Here is a 16,096-nt window from a genome sequence, read left to right as displayed (position 1 = left end):
CGGTGCGGCCTTCGCGAGCAGGCTCGCTCCCACAGGTTCGGTGTTGCCCACAGATGTTGTATTCACTACAAATCACTGTGGGAGCGAGCTTGCTCGCGAAAGGGCCAGTCAGAGCACTAGAGATCTTTTGGGTAGATACGGCGGCAGATACAGGCCGATATAGGCATCAAACACGCGCATGCCTTCCTCGGCCATGCGCGGCGTGATCTGCCCATGCTGCTGCACCGAACGCGCATATACCCGATCACCCAACTCCATCGCCAGGGCGAACACATCGACATCTTCCGGCAGCCTCGGCAGCTCGAAGTGATGATCGAACAGCTTGTGCATCAGGTCGCCCAGTTCGATGTCGTGCTGACGGTCAGCCTGAGTGACTTCGGTCAGACCATGCTGAGCAAGGATCAACTGCCGCGCCGCCGCGTCTTCATCGTAGATCTCCAGCATCCGTTGCTCAACCAACCGCGACAGATCGCGCCAGTCGCGCAAAGCTTCGTGATCGATCGGCGCTTGCAGGCAGGCACGAAATGCAGCGTGCACATCCGCCGTCAGTGCCTCAAGCAACGCCGGGACGCTGGCGAAGAAGTGGTACACGGAGGAGGGCGGAATCTGCGCGCGCTCGGCGACGCTGTAGATCGACAGACTCGCCACACCCTCGGCGGCCAGCAATGTACGCGCGGCGTCGAGTATCGAATCGATGCGCGCCTGACTGCGGGCACGGGGTTTGCGGACGGGGGCGGGTCGCGTCATGGGAGTCTCCTGCGGGGCAGCGGGCATTGTACGAGCCGGCTTGTGTGTTGTCTTGTCGGCCGCTTTCGTCGGAGCGCCGCCCGGAGCAAGCTCGCTCCCACAGGGGATCTCCTGTGTACACACAACCCATGTTCACTGAAGATCTCTGTGGGAGCGAGCTTGCTCGCGAACCGCCGCAGGCGGCCATTCACCCCCACCCTTGGGATCTGAGTCCGGACATAAAAAAACGCCGCCGGCTGCAAGAGCCGACGGCGTTCTGTTTGGCGCTACAACCGCTTACACGGTATGCAGATACCAGTTGTACTCAAGGTCGGAGATGGAGTGTTCGAACTCCTCCAGCTCGCTTTCCTTGCAGGCGACGAAAATATCGATGTATTTCGGATCGATGTACTTGGCCATCACCTCGCTGTCGTCCAGCTCACGCAGGGCATCGCGCAAGTTGTTCGGCAGGCTTTGCTCGTTCTGCTCGTAGCTGTTGCCTTCGACTGGCGCGCCTGGCTCGATCTTGTTGGTCAGACCATGATGCACGCCGGCCAGTACCGAAGCCATCAGCAGGTACGGGTTGGCGTCGGCACCGGCCACGCGGTGTTCGATACGCACGGCATCGGCAGAGCCGGTCGGTACGCGAATCGCCACGGTGCGGTTGTCCAGACCCCAGCACGGCGAGTTCGGCACGTAGAACTGTGCGCCGAAACGACGGTAGGAGTTGACGTTCGGGCAGAGGAACGCCATCTGCGCGGGCAGGGTCTCGAGCACACCGCCGATCGCGTGACGCAGCGCGGCGTTCTGCTCGGGATCCTCGCTGGCAAAAATGTTTTTGCCTTCTTTATCCAGAATCGAGATGTGTACGTGCAGACCGTTACCTGCCTGGCCCGGATACGGCTTGGCCATGAAGGTGGTGTCCATTTCATGGTCGTACGCGATGTTCTTGATCAGGCGCTTGAGCAGGACCGCGTAGTCGCAGGCCTTGATCGGGTCGGCTACGTGGTGCAGGTTCACTTCGAACTGCGCCGGGGCACTTTCCTTGACGATGGCGTCGGCCGGAATGCCTTGCTCTTTGGCGCCTTCCAGAATGTCCTGGAGGCAGTCAACGTATTCGTCGAGGTCGTCGATCAGGTAGACCTGCGTCGAGTGCGGACGTTTGCCGGAGATCGGCGAGCGTGGCGGCTGAGGACGGCCGTTCACGTTTTCCTGGTCGATCAGGTAGAACTCGAGTTCAAATGCGGCGCAAATGGTCAGGCCCAGCTCGTCAAACTTTGCAACAACTTGACGGAGCACTTCGCGCGGATCGGCGAAGAACGGGTCGCCTTCGAGTTCGTGCATGGTCATCAACAGTTGCGCAGTCGGGCGCTTCTGCCATGGCTCGTTGCACAGGGTATCGGGGATTGGATAGCAGATACGATCGGCGTCGCCGATGTCCAGGCCCAGGCCGGTGCTTTCCACCGTGGAACCGTTGATATCCAGAGCAAATAGAGAGGCCGGCAGGTTGATGCCTTTCTCGTAAACCTTGTGGAGGCTGGTGCGTTCAATGCGCTTGCCGCGCACCACACCATTCATATCCGCAATCAGAAGGTCAACGTACAGAACCTCAGGATGTTCCTTAAGGAACGCGTTCGCTTCGTTAAGCTGAACGGCACGCGGGGGTACCGACATGATGCAACACCTTTGTTGTTAAAAATATCAATCATTGATCTTTTCTGGTTTCAGTCAACCCGAACGGCCTGCCGAAGTCAAGCGAGGCCTTTTTTGCCCTAAAAAAGCGCTGTGAGGGCATTTATGGGGCATTTTTGGGCAGTTTTTTGTCATGAGGAAGCTTGCCACCCGCGGGCTTGAGCAGGCCGTGTTGTATTTTTTACGGGGGTGTTGTGTAAAAAAATGAACAAGGCTAAGCTCCGATCAAACCCATAACAGCAATAATACCGGGGTGCTTCATGTCTCGCCTGCCGTTAATCGGCATCACCGACTGCTCGCAACAGTCCGGTCTGCATGCTCATCACATCAGTGGCGAAAAATCCGTCCGTAGCGCAGCCAGCATGGCTGAATCGTTGCCGACGATGTTCCCGTCCATGGTCGCTCAAGCGCAAGCGTCCGATATTCTGGACGTACGGGACAGCATCCTGTTTATGGCGTCCCCTTCCAATATAGATCGCTTTCACTTCCAAAGCCTGTGTCGCGTGCCCAGCCGTGCTCATGATTCTGCACGCCTCGTCTGTGCACAGGAAATGCAACGCCAGCGTAAAGGGCAGGTAAGCTCCTCTTTCATTGTCTATGCGCGGTGCCAGGCGTAAGCCGGTACTGCGCGAGCAAGCCCCTTTAACGCGACGCTCAAAGCGTCAAACTTTGCCTGACATCCTGTCAGGAGACTCAGCCCAGAGGCATTTATGAGTAACAACCTCGACCAGCTCACCGATTGGTTGAAAGACCACAAGATCACAGAAGTCGAATGCATGATCGCCGACTTGACCGGTATCACCCGGGGCAAGATCTCGCCGACCAACAAGTTCATCGCCGAAAAAGGCATGCGCCTGCCAGAAAGCGTGCTGTTGCAGACCGTGACCGGCGACTACGTCGAAGACGACATCTATTACGAACTGCTCGACCCGGCCGACATCGACATGATCTGCCGCCCCGACCAGAACGCCGTGTACCTGGTGCCGTGGGCCATCGAGCCGACCGCCCAGGTAATCCACGACACTTACGACAAGCAGGGCAACCCGATCGAGCTGTCGCCGCGCAACGTCCTCAAGAAAGTCCTCAAACTCTATGCCGACAAGGGCTGGCAGCCGATCGTCGCGCCGGAAATGGAGTTCTACCTGACCAAGCGCAGCGACGACCCTGACTATCCGTTGCAGCCTCCGATTGGCCGTTCGGGCCGTCCGGAAATCGGTCGTCAGTCGTTCTCCATTGAAGCGGCGAACGAATTCGATCCGCTGTTCGAAGATGTCTACGACTGGTGCGAACTGCAGGAGCTGGACCTCGACACGCTGATCCACGAAGACGGCACGGCGCAGATGGAAATCAACTTCCGTCACGGTGACGCACTGTCGCTGGCCGACCAGATTCTGGTGTTCAAGCGCACCATGCGTGAAGCAGCACTCAAGCACGACGTGGCCGCGACTTTCATGGCCAAGCCAATGACCGGCGAGCCGGGCAGCGCGATGCATTTGCACCAGAGCATCATCGACATCGAAACCGGCAAAAACGTCTTCTCCAATGAAGACGGAACCATGAGCCAGTTGTTCCTGCACCACATCGGTGGCCTGCAGAAATTGATCCCGGAATTGCTGCCGCTGTTCGCACCCAACGTCAACTCGTTCCGCCGCTTCCTGCCGGATACCTCGGCACCGGTGAACGTGGAGTGGGGCGAAGAGAACCGCACCGTGGGCCTGCGCGTACCCGATGCCGGCCCGCAGAACCGCCGTGTGGAAAACCGCTTGCCGGGCGCCGACGCCAACCCGTACCTGGCGATTGCCGCGAGCCTGCTCTGCGGCTACATCGGCATGATCGAAGGCCTGAACCCGAGCGCGCCGGTGGTGGGCCGTGGTTATGAGCGCCGCAACCTGCGCCTGCCACTGACCATCGAAGACGCACTGGAACGTATGGAAAACAGCGCGACCATCGAGAAGTACCTGGGCAAAACCTTCATCACTGGCTACGTCGCGGTAAAACGGGCCGAGCATGAAAACTTCAAGCGCGTGATCAGTTCCTGGGAGCGTGAGTACCTGCTCTTCGCCGTCTGATACGCCGGGCGCGGCTGGCAGCAGCCGCGCCTTCACCGATAACAAGGAGAATTGGCATGACCAGCAACAACCCGCAAACCCGCGAGTGGCAAGCACTCAGCAATGATCACCACCTGGCCCCGTTCAGCGACTTCAAGCAACTGAAAGAGAAGGGCCCGCGGATCATTACCAACGCCAAGGGCGTTTACCTGTGGGACAGCGAAGGCAACAAGATTCTCGACGGCATGGCTGGTCTGTGGTGCGTGGCTATCGGTTATGGTCGTGATGAGCTGGCCGATGCGGCCGCCAAACAAATGCGCGAACTGCCGTACTACAACCTGTTCTTCCAGACCGCGCACCCGCCGGCACTGGAACTGGCCAAGGCGATTGCCGACGTGGCACCGGAAGGCATGAACCACGTGTTCTTCACCGGCTCTGGCTCCGAAGGCAACGACACCATGCTGCGTATGGTTCGCCACTACTGGGCGATCAAAGGCCAGCCGAACAAGAAAGTCATCATCAGCCGCAAGAACGGTTATCACGGTTCGACCGTAGCCGGCGCGAGCCTCGGTGGCATGACGTATATGCACGAACAAGGCGACTTGCCGATCCCGGGCATCGTTCATATCGCGCAGCCGTACTGGTTCGCTGAGGGTGGCGACATGTCCCCGGAAGAGTTCGGTATCTGGGCGGCCAACCAGCTGGAAGAGAAGATTCTCGAAGTCGGCGTCGACAACGTCGGTGCCTTTATTGCCGAGCCGATCCAGGGCGCCGGCGGCGTGATCATTCCGCCAGACAGCTACTGGCCGCGCATCAAGGAAATCCTCGCCAAGTACGACATCCTCTTCGTCGCCGACGAAGTGATTTGTGGTTTCGGCCGTACCGGTGAGTGGTTCGGTAGCGATTTCTACGACCTTGCGCCCGACATGATGACCATCGCCAAAGGCCTGACTTCCGGCTACATCCCGATGGGTGGCCTGATCGTTCGCGACTCCGTTGTGGCGGTGCTCAACGAAGGCGGCGATTTCAACCACGGCTTTACTTACTCCGGTCACCCGGTGGCAGCAGCGGTGGGCCTGGAAAACATCCGCATTCTGCGCGACGAAAAAATTATCGAGAACGCCCGCAACGAAACGGCACCGTATTTGCAGAAACGTCTGCGGGAACTGAGCGATCACCCGTTGGTGGGTGAAGTTCGCGGGGTTGGTCTGTTGGGCGCGATCGAGCTGGTGCAGGACAAGGCCACGCGCAAGCGTTATGAAGGCAAGGGCGTCGGCATGATCTGCCGCCAGTTCTGCTTCGACAATGGCCTGATCATGCGCGCTGTGGGCGACACCATGATCATCGCGCCGCCGCTGGTGATCAGCAAAGCCGAGATCGATGAGCTGGTGACCAAGGCACGCAAGTGTCTGGACCTGACCCTCAGTGCGTTGCAAGGCTAAGTGCTAGGCTCTGAGCGGGGGAGCTGCGGCGCTCTCGCTCAAAGCTGTCAGAAAGGCCGGTCTTTTCTTGAAAGACCGCCTCGGATCTTGCCAGACTAACCGCGGTTCCAGTTGTCCGGGTTCGGCCGCTGAACAAAGTGGTTCAAAAAAGAAAAATTTGGAGCATGACGCATGAAGGCATTAGGTAAAAAGCTTGCTGGCAAGACACTTCTCGCGCTGTCCGTGGCGGGCATGATGGCGGGTGCGGTTCAAGCGGACGACAAAGTACTGCACGTCTATAACTGGTCCGATTACATCGCGCCGGACACCATCGCCAACTTCGAGAAAGAGTCGGGGATCAAGGTGGTCTACGACGTATTCGACAGTAACGAAACCCTGGAAGCCAAACTGCTCGCGGGCAAGTCCGGCTATGACGTGGTCGTACCGTCGAACAACTTCCTGGCCAAGCAGATCAAGGCTGGCGTTTACCAAGAGCTGGACCAGTCCAAGCTGCCTAACTGGAAGAACCTCAACCAGGACCTGCTCAAGGCCGTGTCGGTCAGCGACCCGGGCAACAAGCACGCCTTCCCGTACATGTGGGGCTCGATCGGCATCGGTTACAACGCGGAGAAGGTCAAGGCTGCGCTGGGCGTCGACACCATCGATTCGTGGGACGTGCTGCTCAAGCCGGAGAACATCGCCAAACTCAAGGGCTGCGGCGTGAGCTTCCTCGATTCGCCGACCGAAATGCTCCCGGTCGCGCTGCACTACCTGGGCCTGCCAACCGACAGCCAGAAGAAAGAAGACATCAAGAAAGCCGAGGAACTGTTCCTCAAGATTCGTCCTTCGATCACCTACTTCCACTCCTCCAAGTACATCTCGGACCTGGCCAACGGCAACATCTGCGTAGCGGTCGGCTACTCGGGTGACGTGCAGCAGGCCAAGTCGCGTGCCGCCGAGGCCGGTGACAAGGTGAAAGTCAGCTACGCCATTCCGAAAGAAGGCGCGGGCAGCTTCTTCGACATGGTCGCCATCCCTAAAGATGCCGAAAACGTTGAAGGCGCCTACAAGTTCATGACCTTCCTGCAGAAGCCTGAAGTCATGGCCGGCATCACCAACGCCGTACGTTTCCCGAACGGTAACGCCGCTGCAACCGCACTGGTGGAAAAAGACATCACCAGCGATCCAGGCATCTACCCGCCAGCCGACGTGCAGGCCAAGTTGTATGCGATCGCCGACTTGCCGGCAGCGACCCAGCGTGAAATGACCCGCAGCTGGACCAAGATCAAATCCGGTAAATAAGCCGGTTTGAAGCAGCAACCGCTGGCCGTCGTCCCCGCGAGGGCGGCCAGCGGATCAATTAAATGACAGGAAGTTTTGCAGGAACGGTTTTTCGAGGGTAAGTTGCGCGCCGGTTTTGTTGCCGGGCAGCCATGGCTGTCATGCAGTGCGGGGCAACTTGGGCCCAACTAATTTAGAGGACCTCCACTTGCCTATTTTTTCTTCTTTGCGCAAAGCCCTGCTGGCCACTGCCGGCCTGACGATCGCCGTCGGAGCCCAGGCCGCCGGTACGGTACATATTTATAACTGGTCCGATTACATCGGCGAGACCACGCTGGCCGATTTCCAGAAAGAAACCGGGATCAAACCGGTCTACGACGTCTTTGACTCCAACGAAACCCTGGAAGGCAAGCTGCTGGCCGGGCGTACCGGTTACGACGTGGTCGTGCCGTCGAACCACTTCCTTGGCAAGCAGATCAAGGCTGGCGCGTTCCAGAAACTCGACAAGTCGCAGCTGCCCAACTATGCCAACCTCGACCCGGTGCTGCTCAAGCGTCTGGAGCAAAACGATCCGGGCAACCTGTACGCCGTGCCGTACCTGTGGGGCACCAACGGCATCGGTTACAACGTCGACAAGGTCAAGGCAGTGCTCGGTATCGACAAGATCGATTCCTGGAGCGTGCTGTTCGAACCCGAGAACATCAAGAAGCTGCACAGCTGCGGCGTCGCGTTCCTCGATTCGGCGGATGAAATGATGCCGACCGTGCTCAACTACATGGGCCTGAACGCCAACAGCACCAACACCAAGGATTACGAAAAGGCCACGGCCAAACTGCTCGCCGTGCGTCCGTACGTGACCTATTTCCACTCGTCCAAGTACATCGGCGACTTGGCCAACGGCGATATCTGCGTGGCCATCGGTTTCTCCGGAGACATCTTCCAGGCCAAGCACCGCGCCGAGGAAGCCAAGAAGGGCGTGAACATCGCGTACTCGATCCCGAAAGAAGGCGGCGCGCTGTGGTTCGACATGCTGGCGATTCCGAAGGATTCGTCCAACGTCAAAGAGGCCCACGCCTTCATCAACTATTTGCTGAAACCTGAGGTGATTGCCCAGGCCAGTGATTACGTCGGTTACGCCAACCCCAACCCGGGCTCGGACAAGCTGATGGAACAGTCCATTCGCACCGATGAAGCGGTTTATCCACCGCAAGCAGTACTCGACAAGACCTACGTGTCGACCGAGTTGCCGCCCAATATTCAACGTTTGATGACCCGCAGCTGGACCAAGGTCAAGTCGGGCAAGTAAGGCACAAACTATCCTGGGTTCGTCTGCATTGGGCGAACTGCATTGTTTTTTTCTGGGAGTTTCGTAAATGGCAGTTGCCTCCGGCGCCTATAAGAAAGCCCTCGAGGGCGACCAGACACCGAAACAGGTGTTGGTCAAAATCGACCGGGTCACGAAGAAGTTCGACGAGACGATTGCCGTGGACGATGTGTCCCTGGAAATCAAGAAGGGCGAGATCTTCGCCTTGCTCGGCGGTTCGGGATCGGGCAAATCCACTCTGCTGCGGATGCTGGCAGGGTTCGAACGGCCCACGGAGGGGCGGATTTTCCTCGACGGCGTCGACATCACCGACATGCCGCCGTACGAACGTCCGATCAACATGATGTTCCAGTCGTACGCCTTGTTCCCGCACATGACCGTGGCGCAGAACATCGCCTTCGGCCTGCAGCAGGACAAGATTCCCAAGGCCGAGGTCGATGCCCGTGTGGCCGAGATGCTCAAGCTGGTGCAGATGAGCCAGTACGCCAAGCGCAAGCCGCATCAGTTGTCGGGCGGTCAGCGTCAGCGTGTGGCGCTGGCACGTTCGCTGGCCAAGCGACCGAAGTTGCTGTTGCTCGATGAGCCGATGGGCGCATTGGACAAGAAACTGCGTTCGCAGATGCAGCTGGAACTGGTGGAAATCATCGAGCGCGTCGGCGTGACCTGCGTGATGGTGACCCACGACCAGGAAGAGGCCATGACCATGGCCGAGCGCATCGCGATCATGCACCTGGGCTGGATCGCCCAGATCGGCAGCCCGATCGACATCTACGAAACCCCGACCAGCCGTCTGGTCTGCGAATTTATCGGTAACGTCAACATCTTCGAAGGTGAAGTGATCGACGACGCCGAAGGCCACGCGACCATCACCTGTAAGGATCTCGATCGGCAGATCTACGTCGGCCACGGCATCAGCACCTCGGTGCAGGACAAGTCCGTGACCTACGCGATCCGCCCGGAGAAGCTGCTGGTCACCGCCGACCAGCCGACCTGCGAGTACAACTGGTCCAGCGGCAAGGTGCACGACATCGCCTACCTCGGCGGGCACTCGGTGTTCTACGTTGAATTGCCGAGCGGCAAACTGGTGCAGTCGTTTGTGGCCAACGCTGAACGTCGCGGCGCGCGTCCGACCTGGGGTGATCAGGTCTACGTGTGGTGGGAAGACGACAGCGGCGTGGTACTTCGCTCATGAACATGCGCAAATTCAAACGTCGCATCAACCGAATAATCCCCAATGGCCGGCAACTGGTCATCGGGGTTCCGTTCATCTGGCTGTTTCTGTTCTTCATGCTGCCGTTCTTCATCGTCCTGAAGATCAGTTTCGCCGAAGCCGACGTGGCCATTCCGCCGTACACCGAGATCTACACGTACGCCGAGCAGAAGCTGCAACTGCTGCTGAACCTGGGCAACTACGCGATGCTGGCGGGCGACGAGTTGTACATCGCCGCTTACCTCGGCTCGTTGAAGATGGCGTTCATCAGCACCGTCCTCTGCCTGCTGATCGGCTACCCGATGGCCTACGCCATCGCCACCGCCCGTAAAGAAATGCAAACGGTGTTGGTATTGCTGATCATGATGCCGACCTGGACCGCGATCCTGATCCGCGTTTACGCGTGGATGGGCATCCTCAGCAACAACGGTTTGCTCAACGGTTTTCTGATGAGCATGGGGTTCATCGACGAGCCGCTGCAAATCCTCAACACCAACCTCGCGGTGTACATCGGTGTTGTTTATTCGTACCTGCCGTTCATGATCCTGCCGCTGTACGCCAACCTGGTGAAGCACGACAACAGTCTGCTCGAAGCGGCATCGGACCTCGGCTCGAGTACTTTCAACAGCTTCTGGAAGATCACTATTCCGCTGTCCAAGAACGGCATCATTGCCGGCTGCATGCTGGTGTTCATCCCGGTGGTCGGTGAGTTCGTGATCCCGGAACTGCTTGGCGGTCCGGAAACCCTGATGATCGGCAAGGTGCTGTGGCAAGAGTTCTTCAACAACCGTGACTGGCCGGTAGCGTCCGCGCTGGCGGTGGTGATGCTGGCGATCCTGATTGTGCCGATCATTCTGTTCAACCGCAGTCAGGCCAAGGAAATGGAGGGTAAAGAATGAAGCGCTTCCGTTTCTCCAGCCTGATGCTGGTTCTGGGTTTGCTGTTCATCTACCTGCCGATGCTGATCCTGGTGATCTACTCGTTCAACGCCTCGAAACTGGTGACGGTGTGGGGCGGCTGGTCGATCAAGTGGTACGTCGGTTTGCTCGACAACACGCAACTCATGGGCTCGGTGTTGCGCTCGCTGGAAATCGCCTGCTACACCGCGGTCGCTGCGGTGGCGCTGGGTACGCTGGCAGCGTTCGTGCTGACCCGTATCACCCGCTTCAAGGGCCGCACGCTGTTCGGCGGTCTGGTCACAGCGCCGTTGGTGATGCCGGAAGTGATCACCGGTCTGTCGCTGTTGCTGCTGTTCGTGGCCATGGCGCAGATGATCGGCTGGCCGCAGGAACGTGGCATCGTCACCATCTGGATCGCCCACACCACATTCTGTGCGGCGTATGTGGCGGTGGTGGTGTCGGCGCGTCTGCGTGAGCTGGACCTGTCGATCGAAGAAGCGGCCATGGACCTCGGTGCACGGCCGTGGAAGGTGTTCTTCCTGATCACCATCCCGATGATCGCGCCGTCGCTGGCGGCGGGCGGCATGATGTCGTTCGCGCTGTCGCTGGATGACCTGGTGCTGGCGAGCTTCGTCTCTGGTCCGGGGTCGACGACCCTGCCGATGGAGGTGTTCTCGGCGGTACGTCTGGGTGTGAAACCCGAGATCAATGCCGTTGCCAGTCTGATTCTGCTGGCGGTGTCGATCGTGACCTTCATGGTCTGGTTCTTCAGCCGCCGTGCCGAAGAAGCGCGCAAGAAAGCCATCCAGCAAGCCATCGAAGAAAGCGCAGCCGATTCGTGGAAGCAGCCGGACGTGCGTCGCGCCCCGGCGCCGGAAGCGGCGTAAGCCAAATGGGGTTGATCACAAATCTGTGATCAACCCCAGTCCCTGTGGGAGCGAGCTTGCTCGCGAAGAGGGCGTGTCAGGCACTGAAATGTTGGCTGACCCACCGCATTCGCGAGCAAGCTCGCTCCCTCAGTTGTTTCTGGTGATATTCAAATCCAGGGAGATTGGCGGATGACTTCAACAAAGTTCATCGGCTTGAACCCCGGCTGCTGATCCTTCAGCACATCAGTCTTCACATTGCCAAACGTCGTCTGCGGACGATGGCGCAAGCCATCGGCAAACGCGCAGATGATGCACTCCTTGAAGCCTTCCCCGCGCGGGTGCGCATGCACCACCGCTTCGCGCTGCACAGTGCTGAACGCCGCGTAATCCATCCCCAGCACGTCCATTTCCACACCAGCGGTGACCAGCGCTACGGTCGGGCGCAGATGCTTGGGCACGCCCGGCGTGGTGTGCAGGGCAATCGACAGCCAGACCTGCTCGATGTCGTCATCGCTCAACCCGTACGGTTTGAGAAAAGCCGCCGCTGCGTTGGCACCGTCCACTTCGAAGCGCTCATCATCACTGCGGTGACCTTCGACCAGACCGAGGTCATGGAACATTGCGCCGACGTACAGCAGCTCCGGGTTGTAGGCCAGTTGCTGGCGCTCGCCGCTCAACGCGCCGAACAGAAAGACCCGGCGCGAGTGGTGGTAGAGCAGGTCGGATTCGATGTCGCGGATGTATTCGGTGGTGGCCCGGGCGAGGGCGCTGTCAGGGATTTTGATGCCGGCGATGGTTGTGGTCATGGCAAGTTTCCACACTGAAACGCCGTTGTGGCGCTGATGGGGAAAGTCTGTTCCCGGCGCTGGAAGCGGACAATCGATGCATGGCTGCGATCCTTGCCAATCCACCTGCAAATCGTGCCAACTCGGGTCAGACCCAAAGGAGCTTTCCGCCATGACCAAAACCGTCGCCATCGTCGTGTTCCCCGGCGTGCAGTCGCTGGACGTCAGCGGCCCGATGGATGTGTTCGCCGAGGCTAATCGCTTCCTGGCGCCCGAGGATCACTATCGGCTCGAAGTAATCGGCGTCGAGCACGGGCCGATGGCCTGTTCCAACGGTTTGACCCTGAATGCTCATCGGCATTTCAGCGAAGCACTCGACGCCTACGACCTGCTGCTGGTCGCCGGTGGGCCGCAACTGCCCTTCATGGATTTCGGCGCGACGTTCGACGGTTGGCTGCGCGGGGCCTGCGCACGGGCGCAGCGTTTCGGCTCGATCTGCAACGGCGCGTTTATGCTGGCGCGGGCCGGATTGCTGGAGGCGCGCACCGTCACCACCCACTGGAACGATGCCGAGGCGTTGGCGCAGTTGTGTCCGACAACGCAGGTTGAGGCCGATCGCTTGTATGTCGAGGACGGCACGCTCTACACCTCGGCCGGGGTCACGGCGGGGATTGACCTGTCGCTGTACCTGCTGGCCCGTGATCACGGTGCCGAAGTGGCGTTGAGCGTGGCCAAGCGGCTGGTGGTGTTCACCCAGCGTTCCGGTGGGCAGTCACAATTCAGCCCATTCCTCACACCGCACGCGGAGCCGACCTCGGCGGTGGCGATGGTGCAGTTGTATGTGCTGGCCAATCTCACGGGCGATCTGACGATTGCCGATCTGGCCAATGCGGCGAACATGAGTGCGCGCAATTTCTCGCGGGTGTTTGCCCGGGAAGCCAAAGTCACCCCGGCGGAGTTCGTCGAGCGGGCGCGGGTGGATGCGGCGCGGGTGATGCTGGAAAGCACGGCGGCGCCGTTGAAGACGGTGGCCTATCAGTGCGGGTTTCGGGATGCGCAGCATATGCGCGGGGTGTTCAACCGGCGGTTGGGGGTTACGCCGCAGCAGTTTCGGCTGAATTTTGCGGTAATGGTTTGAGCCTTACCCTCACCCCAGCCCTCCCGAAACGTCGGACCGCCCATAGGGAGAGGGCGCCGATTGGGGGATGTTGAGGAGATACGCCGACCTGAGTGAGCGGTTGTGAATCCATAATCGACACCGTTCTTTCAGGTCGATGTATGACAAAAGACACCTCGGTCAGTCCCCTCTCCCCCCGGGAGAGGGTTAGGGTGAGGGGCTTTTAAGGCGCTGCCCGCGCCGGCAACAACTTCAAGGTACTGCGCGTATTCGCTGTCACCTCTTCGGCATTGAAATGCGCCTGCACATACATCCCGTCAACATACGCCTCAGCCTGATCGTCATAGTGACTGTCAAACGGCACACCACTCTGACCGACCGGGTTGATCGTCAAGCCGTGCGCCGGGTCAGCGAAATCCACCAACCGCCGCGTCGACGGCCCATAAGTCACCGGCCACGGCGCCGGGCCGATCCTCGCCGAGAGGTTGTTCGGCACCTCATGACTGCCCGGCGCGGCAAACGGCCCGACATTGAAAATCCGCTCCAGCGGTTTCTGTTGCCCCAACGGATGGCCGTGGGTCAGCGTGTGCGCCGCGCCCCATTTCCACTCGGCCGAATTGTCGCCGAGGGTCAGCTTCAGGTGCTGCATGCTCGCCGCCCACGCCGCGCGCACGACATCGGCACGGGTCTCCTTGTTCGCCGTGTTGCGGTTATCCCACCACGGTGAATCGGCGTTCGCCGCCAGCTTCGGCAACGCCGCATCGATCACCCGCGTCGACAGCAAGGTGTCGAAGAAGTCATTGCCCAACTCATCCCGCATTGCCGCATCGGCCAAGTCGTAGAGGAACTGGTTGAACAGCGTCGCACTGACCGAGTCCAGCGGATAGTCGCCCGGCCATTGCGCCAGTTGCTCGACCAGTTTCAGCTGTGCCGGATCGCTCACTACCTCACGCAGCACCGGCAGCAACGGCGCGAGCAAACGTGGGCCATAACCGGTCGCAGTGCCCAGTTGCAGTTTCTGGTTGGCTTCGTTGGTCCACTTCACGCTCTTGTCGCTGAGCTGACGATTCAGTTGCTGGCCGCGATCGGCGAGGTTGTAGTAACCAGGAATCTCCATGCCCGTCGGCGAGACGGGTTGGAAGTTGGCCGAGACGATATAACCGCGCGCCGGGTTCTCTTCTTGCGGGTTGGCGCTGAACGGGTAGAAGCCGTCCTTGTCCGCCTGATTGCTGCTGCCGTCGAGAATGAATTCCGGCCGCACCCCGGCCGGACGCTTGGGCAGCAGCGCTGAAGCCCACCAGGCGATATCGCCTTTGGCGTTGGCGTAGACGAGGTTCAGCCCCGGCGCCTGCACTTTCGCCGCTGCGGCGCGGGCCTTGGCCAGCGTGTCGGCGCGGTTGAGCTGGTAGAAGCCTTCGAGGATCGGGTTCGGCGTTTCGAGGAAGGCCCACCACATGGCAATCGGCGTTTTCCCGGCAGCAGTCCCCAGCGCATCGTTGACGATCGGGCCGTGGGGCGATTGGCGCAAGGTGAGGTTGACCGGCGTCTGGCCTTTCACATTGATCTGCTGCTGCGTGACGACCATGTCGGTCCACTGGCCGCGATACCAGACCTGATTCGGGTTGTCCGGGTTGACCTTCTCGGCGATCAGATCCAGATCGTCGTTCTGGAACATGGTCAGGCTCCAGCCGAAATCCAGGTTGTGTCCCAGAAACGCGAACGGCACCAGCGCCTGATGATGGCCGTACAGCTCGAAGCCCGGCGCCGACAATTGCGCCTCGTACCACACCGACGGCACCGAGAAGCGAATGTGCGGATCACCCGCCAGCAGAGGTTTGCCACTCTGGCTGCGGCTGCCGGCGATGACCCAGGCGTTGCTACCTTCGAACTGCGGCAGGCCATGGTCGATCAGCGCTTGTTCGCTGAGGCGGGCGAGGGCGTTGAGGTCTTTCCAGTCGCCGGCGGCGAGGACCGGCGCAGGTTTGGCGTGACCGTTGGCCAGCACACCATTGGGTTGCCAGTCGAGATCGAAGACCTTGAGGTAATCAGCGCCGAGTTGATCGCGCACATAGGTCAGCAACGGCTCGGTGCGAAACGCCGCCGCAAAGCTGTAGGCCATATAGCCGGCGACGCTGATGCTGTCTTCCGCGGTGAACGGTCGTTTGGGGATGCCCAGCACGTCAAACTCGATCGGTGCGGCGTGGGTGTCCTGATATTGGTTAATGCCATCCAGATAGGCTTGCAGGCCCTTCCACGCCGGTGACTGTTTATCGAGACTGGCGACGTAACTGGCCGCGCGTTCACGGATGCGCAGGCTGCGGAACAGTTTGTCGGTGTCGAGCAGTTTCGGCCCGAGTACTTCGGCCAGTTCGCCTCGAGCGAGGCGGCGCATGGCTTCCATCTGGAACAGGCGATCCTGGGCATGCACGTAGCCGAGGGCGCGGTAGAGGTCGGTTTCGTTCTCGGCGCGCAGGTGTGGCACGCCGCGCTCGTCGTAGCGCACGGTCACCGAACCTTGCAGGTTGCGCAGTTCAACCTGGCCCTGGCGTGTGGGTTGTTTGCTGTAGACATACCAGCCGACGCCGGCAAGCAGAACAACGATGAGCAAGCCAAGTACGGTGAACACGCGCTTCATGGTGACTCCTTGTGCAAGCGGGATTGCCGCCCGTCGGGCTGCAAACAATTAGCACAGACCTTCTGTGCCGTGCAGCGCTGTCCTTGAAA

At 59.8% G+C, this 16,096-nt stretch carries 13 protein-coding genes; 9 read left to right on the top strand and 4 right to left on the bottom strand.

Annotated features, from left to right (window positions below; genetic code table 11):
• Positions 1 to 108: 108 nt before the first annotated feature.
• Together AB4O01_RS18830 and AB4O01_RS18825 are read right to left on the bottom strand one after the other, a co-directional pair.
• Entirely contained in the window at positions 109 to 747 is a 639-nt protein-coding gene (locus tag AB4O01_RS18830; RefSeq protein ID WP_077574961.1) for a TetR/AcrR family transcriptional regulator, read from the bottom strand.
• A gap of 276 nt (positions 748 to 1,023) precedes the next feature.
• Positions 1,024 to 2,400 carry a glutamine synthetase family protein gene (locus tag AB4O01_RS18825; RefSeq protein ID WP_038358985.1) on the bottom strand — a complete coding sequence of 459 codons (1,377 nt, stop codon included), beginning with the start codon at positions 2,398 to 2,400 and terminating at the stop codon, positions 1,024 to 1,026.
• A 278-nt stretch (positions 2,401 to 2,678) separates the two neighbouring features.
• Here AB4O01_RS18825 and AB4O01_RS18820 point away from each other — a divergent pair, with 278 nt between their 5' ends.
• From AB4O01_RS18820 to AB4O01_RS18785, 8 genes are all read left to right on the top strand, one after another.
• Positions 2,679 to 3,035, top strand: coding sequence for a gamma-glutamyl-gamma-aminobutyrate hydrolase family protein (locus AB4O01_RS18820; RefSeq protein ID WP_460089197.1), 357 nt, complete (start codon positions 2,679 to 2,681; stop codon positions 3,033 to 3,035).
• A 93-nt stretch (positions 3,036 to 3,128) separates the two neighbouring features.
• Positions 3,129 to 4,487 carry a glutamine synthetase family protein gene (locus AB4O01_RS18815; RefSeq protein WP_099757459.1) on the top strand — a complete coding sequence of 453 codons (1,359 nt, stop codon included), beginning with the start codon at positions 3,129 to 3,131 and terminating at the stop codon, positions 4,485 to 4,487.
• A 56-nt stretch (positions 4,488 to 4,543) separates the two neighbouring features.
• Complete coding sequence (locus tag AB4O01_RS18810; RefSeq protein WP_093429776.1) at positions 4,544 to 5,908, top strand: aspartate aminotransferase family protein; 1,365 nt, start codon at positions 4,544 to 4,546, stop codon at positions 5,906 to 5,908.
• 171 nt (positions 5,909 to 6,079) lie between these two features.
• Positions 6,080 to 7,189 (top strand): polyamine ABC transporter substrate-binding protein, encoded by a 1,110-nt coding sequence (locus AB4O01_RS18805; protein WP_093429777.1) that lies wholly within the window; start codon positions 6,080 to 6,082, stop codon positions 7,187 to 7,189.
• A gap of 187 nt (positions 7,190 to 7,376) precedes the next feature.
• Positions 7,377 to 8,474 (top strand): polyamine ABC transporter substrate-binding protein, encoded by a 1,098-nt coding sequence (locus AB4O01_RS18800; protein ID WP_460089195.1) that lies wholly within the window; start codon positions 7,377 to 7,379, stop codon positions 8,472 to 8,474.
• Positions 8,475 to 8,541: 67 nt separating this feature from the next.
• A complete protein-coding gene (locus AB4O01_RS18795; RefSeq protein WP_034151965.1) occupies positions 8,542 to 9,684 on the top strand; it encodes an ABC transporter ATP-binding protein in 1,143 nt (380 codons plus the stop codon).
• Between the two features lie 35 nt (positions 9,685 to 9,719).
• On the top strand, positions 9,720 to 10,601 hold the full coding sequence (locus AB4O01_RS18790) for an ABC transporter permease subunit (protein ID WP_257358657.1): 882 nt from the start codon (positions 9,720 to 9,722) through the stop codon (positions 10,599 to 10,601).
• Complete coding sequence (locus tag AB4O01_RS18785) at positions 10,598 to 11,488, top strand: ABC transporter permease subunit (protein WP_093429780.1); 891 nt, start codon at positions 10,598 to 10,600, stop codon at positions 11,486 to 11,488. The genes AB4O01_RS18790 and AB4O01_RS18785 overlap by 4 nt, the downstream gene beginning before the upstream one ends.
• A 149-nt stretch (positions 11,489 to 11,637) precedes the next feature.
• On the opposite strand, the gene AB4O01_RS18780 is transcribed toward AB4O01_RS18785, so the two are convergent.
• Positions 11,638 to 12,276 carry an HD domain-containing protein gene (locus AB4O01_RS18780; RefSeq protein WP_093429781.1) on the bottom strand — a complete coding sequence of 213 codons (639 nt, stop codon included), beginning with the start codon at positions 12,274 to 12,276 and terminating at the stop codon, positions 11,638 to 11,640.
• A 151-nt stretch (positions 12,277 to 12,427) separates the two neighbouring features.
• On the opposite strand from AB4O01_RS18780, the gene AB4O01_RS18775 reads away from it, so the two are divergent.
• A complete protein-coding gene (locus AB4O01_RS18775) occupies positions 12,428 to 13,393 on the top strand; it encodes a DJ-1/PfpI family protein (RefSeq protein ID WP_116254292.1) in 966 nt (321 codons plus the stop codon).
• A gap of 202 nt (positions 13,394 to 13,595) precedes the next feature.
• On the opposite strand, the gene AB4O01_RS18770 is transcribed toward AB4O01_RS18775, so the two are convergent.
• Positions 13,596 to 16,007 (bottom strand): penicillin acylase family protein, encoded by a 2,412-nt coding sequence (locus AB4O01_RS18770; protein ID WP_460089192.1) that lies wholly within the window; start codon positions 16,005 to 16,007, stop codon positions 13,596 to 13,598.
• Between the last annotated feature and the right edge of the window lie 89 nt (positions 16,008 to 16,096).

It is taken from the genome of Pseudomonas sp. S2_E02, from assembly GCF_054668355.1.
Note: the sequence above shows the minus strand (reverse complement) of the source record. Positions and strands in the feature narration are given on the sequence as shown.